This window comes from Magnetospirillum sp. LM-5 (assembly GCF_902729445.1).
In the GTDB taxonomy this organism is placed as follows: Bacteria; Pseudomonadota; Alphaproteobacteria; order Rhodospirillales; family Magnetospirillaceae; genus Magnetospirillum.
In genome coordinates this window covers 1-5633 of the sequence record NZ_CACVCE010000054.1, presented here as the reverse complement: position 1 = coordinate 5633, position 5633 = coordinate 1, and the positions used below count along the sequence as shown (strand labels likewise).

At 64.8% G+C, this 5633-nt stretch carries 1 protein-coding gene; it reads left to right on the top strand.

Going from position 1 to position 5633, the window contains the following annotated elements:
- Window positions 1–16: 16 nt before the first annotated feature.
- On the top strand, window positions 17–5633 hold a 5617-nt coding region (locus MTBLM5_RS15295), incomplete at its 3' end, for a hypothetical protein (RefSeq protein ID WP_173976932.1).

Genomic DNA, 5633 nt, shown 5'->3' with positions numbered 1-5633 from the left:
AGTGACGGTATCCAACGTGCAGACGCCGACCATCGCCAGCGCCACCTATGACGCCAGCAACGGGTCCCTGGTCCTGACCGGCACCAACATGGTGAAGGCGTCGGGGGGCAACAACGACATCACCGCCGCCACGATCACCCTGACCGGCGAAGGTGGGGCGACCTATACCCTGACCGACACCGCCAATGTGGAGATCGCCAGCGCCACCGCCGCCACCCTGACCCTGTCGGCCACCGACAAGGCGGCGTTGAACCAGATCTTCAACAAGACCGGCACCACATCCACCGGCGGCACCACCTATAACGTCGCTGCCGCCGACGATTGGAACACTGTCATCACCAACGGCGATATCGCCGACACCACCGGCAATGGCGTGACGGTATCCAATCCCGACACGCCAACGATGACCAGCGCCACTTACAATGCCGGGACCGGCGCTCTGGTGGTGACCGGCTCCGGCTTCCTGAAGCTGTCGGGCGCCACCAACGATATCGACGTGTCGAAGCTGACGATCACCGGCGAAGGCGGGGCGACCTATACGCTGACGACGTCCAGCGTCGAGATCACCTCTGGCACCGCCTTCACCGTGACGCTCAACGCCACCGATCTGGCGGGGGTGAACCAGATCCTCAACAAGGCGGGTACGTCTGCCACCGGCGGCACCACCTATAACCTGGCGGGGGCCGAGGATTGGGCGGCGGGTGCGGCGGCGGCGGTCACCGTGGCGGACCTCACCGGCAACGGCATCACCGTCAGCAGCCCCACCACGCCGACCATCACCAGCACCGCCTATGACGCGAATGCGGGCACTTTGGTCCTGACCGGCACCGGCTTTTTGAAGCTGTCGGGGGCCACCAACGACATCGTCGCCAACAAGTTCACGTTTACCGGCGAAGGTGGCGCCACCTACACCCTGACCGACACCGCCAATATCGAGATCACCGGGGCGACGTCAGCCACCCTGACCCTGTCGGCCACCGACAAGGCGGCGGTGAACCTGATCATGAACAAGGCCGGCACGTCCTCCACCGGCGGCACCACCTATAACGTGGCGGCGGCGGAAGATTGGGCGGCGGGTGCGGAAGCCACGGTCAACGTGGTGGATGCCACCACGGGCGTCACGGTCAGCAATCTGGTCACCCCCACCGTCACCAGCGCCACCTATGATTACTCCACCAACACCCTGGTGGTGACCGGCACCGGCTTCGTGCGGTCGTCGGGCGCGGCCAATGACGTCAACCTGACCAAGCTGACGCTGACCGGCCAAGGCGGGGCCACCTATACCCTGGCGGCCAGCACGGATGTGGAGGTGGATTCGGGCACCCAGTTCACCGTCACCCTGGCCGGGGCCGACATTTACAACGTGGAAGCCCTGCTGAACGCCAACGGCACGGCCTCGGCGGGCGGCACCACCTATAACATCGCCGCCGCCGCCAGCTTCCTGCGCGGCGACAACGCTGCCACCGGCGACGCCACCAGCGGCGTCACCGTATCCAACTGGGCCGCGCCCGCCATCACCAGCACCACCTTTGATTGGAACACCGGCGCTCTGGTGCTGACCGGCACCAACTTCGTCAACCTGTCGGGGGCCACCAACGACATCGTGGCGTCGAAGTTCACCTTCACCGGCGAGGGCGGAACCTACACGCTGACCGATTCCTCGAACGTGGAGGTCACATCCGCCACGGCGGCCACCATCACGCTCTCGGCCACCGATCTGATGAACGTGCGCGGGCTTTTGAACAAGAACGGTACCGCCTCTTCCGGCAACACCACCTATAACGTGGCGGCTGCCGATGACTGGATGGCGGGCTCGCCTTCCGCCACCGACATCGCCGACGCCACCACCGGCGCGACGGTCTCCAACGTCGCCGCGCCCACCATCACCAGCGCCACTTATGATTCCACCAGCGGCGTACTGACCGTCACCGGCACCAATCTGTTCAAGAAGGTGGGGGCCACCAACGATATCGACGTGCAGCAATTGACGCTGACCGGCCAGGGTGGCGGCACCTACACCATTGCGGGCGGCACCTCGGATATCGAGATCACCAGCGCCACCAGCTTCACCATGACGCTGACCGGTGCCGACAAGACCGGCGTGGACGCGCTGCTGGACCAGATCGGCACCACCTCTTCCGGCGGCACCACCTATAATCTGGCCGGGGCCGATGGCTGGCTGGCCGGGCGGGATTCCGGCACCAACATCGCTGATGCCACCAACGCCATTACCGTTTCCATCAACCCCACCGTCACCAGCGCCACCTATGACGCCAACACCGGCACCCTGGTGGTGACCGGGGCCAACATCCAGGCCAATGGCGGTGGCATGGACATCGACGTGTCCAAGCTGACGCTGACTGGCGAAGGCGGCACTACCTACACGCTGACCACCGCCAGCGTCGAGCGGGATTCCCAGACCCAGTTCACCGTGACCTTGAACGCCACCGACAAGGCGGCACTGAACCAAATCCTCAACAAGACCGGCACGTCATCAACCGGCGGCACCACCTTCAACATCGCCGCCGCCGACGATTGGTGCACCAATGTGACGGCGGGCGACACCAGCGACGCCACCAACGCGGTGACGGTGTCGAACCCCGACACGCCCACCATCACGTCGGCCACCTACAACGCCTCGACCGGCGCCCTGGTGGTGACCGGCACCGGCTTCCTGAAGCTGAGCGGGGCCACCAACGACATCGACGTCTCCAAGCTGACGATCACCGGCGAAGGTGGCAGCACCTATACGCTGACGACGTCCAGCGTGGAGATCACCTCTGGGACCGCCTTCACCGTCAATTTGAACGCCACCGATCTGGCGGGCGTGAACCAGATCCTCAACAAGGCGGGCACTGCGTCGACCGGGGCCACCACCTATAATCTGGCGGGGGCCGAGGATTGGGCGGCGGGCGCGGCGGCGGCGGTCAATGTGGCCGACCTCACCGGCAACGGCATCACCGTCAGCAGCCCGACCACGCCGACCATCACCAGCACCACCTATGATGCCAGCACCGGCGTTCTGACCCTCACCGGCACCGGTTTCCTGAAGCTGTCTGGGGCCACCAATGACATCGTCGCCAACAAATTCACCTTCACCGGTGAAGGCGGGGCGACCTACACCCTGACCAACACCGCCAATATCGAGATCACCAACGGCACTACCGCCACCCTGACCCTGTCGGCCACCGACAAGTCGGCGGTGAACATGATGCTGAACAAGAACGGCACCAGTTCCACCAGCGGCACCACCTACAATGTGGCGGCGGCGGAAGATTGGGCGGCGGGTGCCGAGGCTTCGGTCAACGTGGTCGATGCCACCACTGGCGTGACGGTGTCCAACGTTTCCGCTCCGGCCATCACCAGCGCCACCTATGACTACACCACCAACATTATGGTGGTGACCGGCACCGGCTTCGTCTCCAAGTCGGGGGCCACCAACGATATCGATCTGACCAAGCTGACGATCACCGGCCAGGGCGGCGCCACCTATACCCTGGCTTCCACCACCAATGTGGAAATCACCAGCGACACCAGCTTCAGCGTCACCCTGACCGGGACCGACATCTATAACGTCGAGGCGCTGCTGAACAAGGATGGCACCGCTTCGGTGGGCGGCACCACCTATAATCTGGCCGGGGCCGAGGATTGGGCGGTGGGTGCCGATGCGGCCGTCAACGTGGCCGATTTGACCGGCAACGGCATCAGCGTCAGCAACTGGGCGGTGCCCACCATCACCAGCACCACCTTCGACTGGGCCACCGGCCAGTTGGTGCTGACGGGGACCAACTTCGTCAACATCACCGGGGCCACCAACGACATCGTCGCCAACAAGTTCACCTTCACCGGCGAGGGCGGCACCTATACCCTGACCGACACCGCCAATGTGGAGATCACCTCGGCGACGACGGCGACCATTACGCTGTCGGCCACTGATCTGATGAACGTGCGGGGCTTGCTGAACAAGACCGGCACGTCGTCGGGGGGCGGCACCACCTATAACGTGGCGGCGGCAGACGATTGGATGGCGGGATCACCCGCGGCCTCGGACATTTCGGACACCACCGGCAACGGCGCCACGGTGTCGAACGTTTCCGCGCCCACCATCACCAGCGCCACCTTCAACAGCGATACCGGCGTGTTGACGGTGACCGGCACCAACCTGTTCAAGAAGTCGGGTGCGACCAACGACATCGACCTGTCGAAGCTCACCTTCACCGGCCAGGGCAACGCCACCTATACCCTGACCACCGCCACCCAGGTCGAGATTACCAGCGCCACCAGCTTCACCGCCACCCTGACCGGGGCCGACCTGACCGGTGTGGCGGCACTCTTGAACAATCTGGGCACCAGTTCGTCCGACAACACCACCTACAACCTGGCCGGGGCCGATAACTGGCTGAATGCGGCCGAGGCGGCGGTGGACATCGCCGATGCCACCGGTAACGGCATCACCGTGTCCATCAATCCAGCCATCACCAGTGCCACCTACAACGCCAATACCGGCGCCCTGGTGGTAACCGGCACCAACATCCAGGCGTTCGGCGGGGCCAATAACGACATCGACGTGTCCAAGTTGACGCTGACCGGCGAAGGCGGCGCCACCTACCAGCTTACCACCACCAGTGTCGAGCGGGATTCGGCCACCCAGTTCACGGTGACGCTGAACGCCACCGACAAGGCGGCGGTGAACCAGATCCTCAACAAGACCGGTACCACGTCCACCGGCGGCACCACCTTCAACATCGCCGCCGCCGCCGACTGGTCGGGTGCGGTTTCTGGTGCTGCCGATGCCACCAACGCGGTGACGGTGTCCAACCCGGATACGCCGACCATCACCTCGGCGACCTACGATGCCGGCACCGGCACCTTCGTGGTTACCGGTACCGGGATGTTGAAGAAGTCAGGTGCCACCAACGACATCGACGTCTCCAAGTTCACCATCACCGGCGAAGGCGGCGAGACCTATACGCTCACCACCAGCAACGTCGAGATCACCAACGGCACCAGCTTCACCATTGTGCTGTCCGCTGCTGACAAGGCGGCGCTGAACATGATCCTCAACAAGGATGGGACCAGTTCGACCGGGACCGGGACCTACAATCTGGCCGCGGCAGAGGACTGGGCGGCGGGTGCGGCTGCCGCCGTTAACGTCGCCGATCTGACCGGCAACGGCATCACGGTCTCGAACGTTGCCGCGCCTGCGGTGACCAGCGCTACCTACGATTTCGGCACCGGCGTGCTGACGGTGACCGGAACCGGCCTGTTGAAGCGCAGCGGCGCTGCCAACGACATCGATCTTACCAAGCTGACGCTGACCGGTGGTACCGGCACCACCCACACCCTGACCAGTACGGATGTGGAGATCACCTCCGCCACCTCCTTCACGGTGACGCTGAACAACGCCGACAAGACCGCCCTCAACCTGCTCTTGAACAAGAACGGCACGGCGTCCAACGGCGGCACGACCTACAACCTAGCTGCGGCGGGAAGCTGGAATCGCGGCTCCGCCGTGGCTGCCGCCGACCTGACCGGCAATGGCGTGACGGTGTCTGGCGTTCCAGCCCCGGTGGTTGCCCCGCCCGCCGCCCCGCCACCGCCGCCCGCGCCGCCGCCGGTAGTCGAGGCCCCCA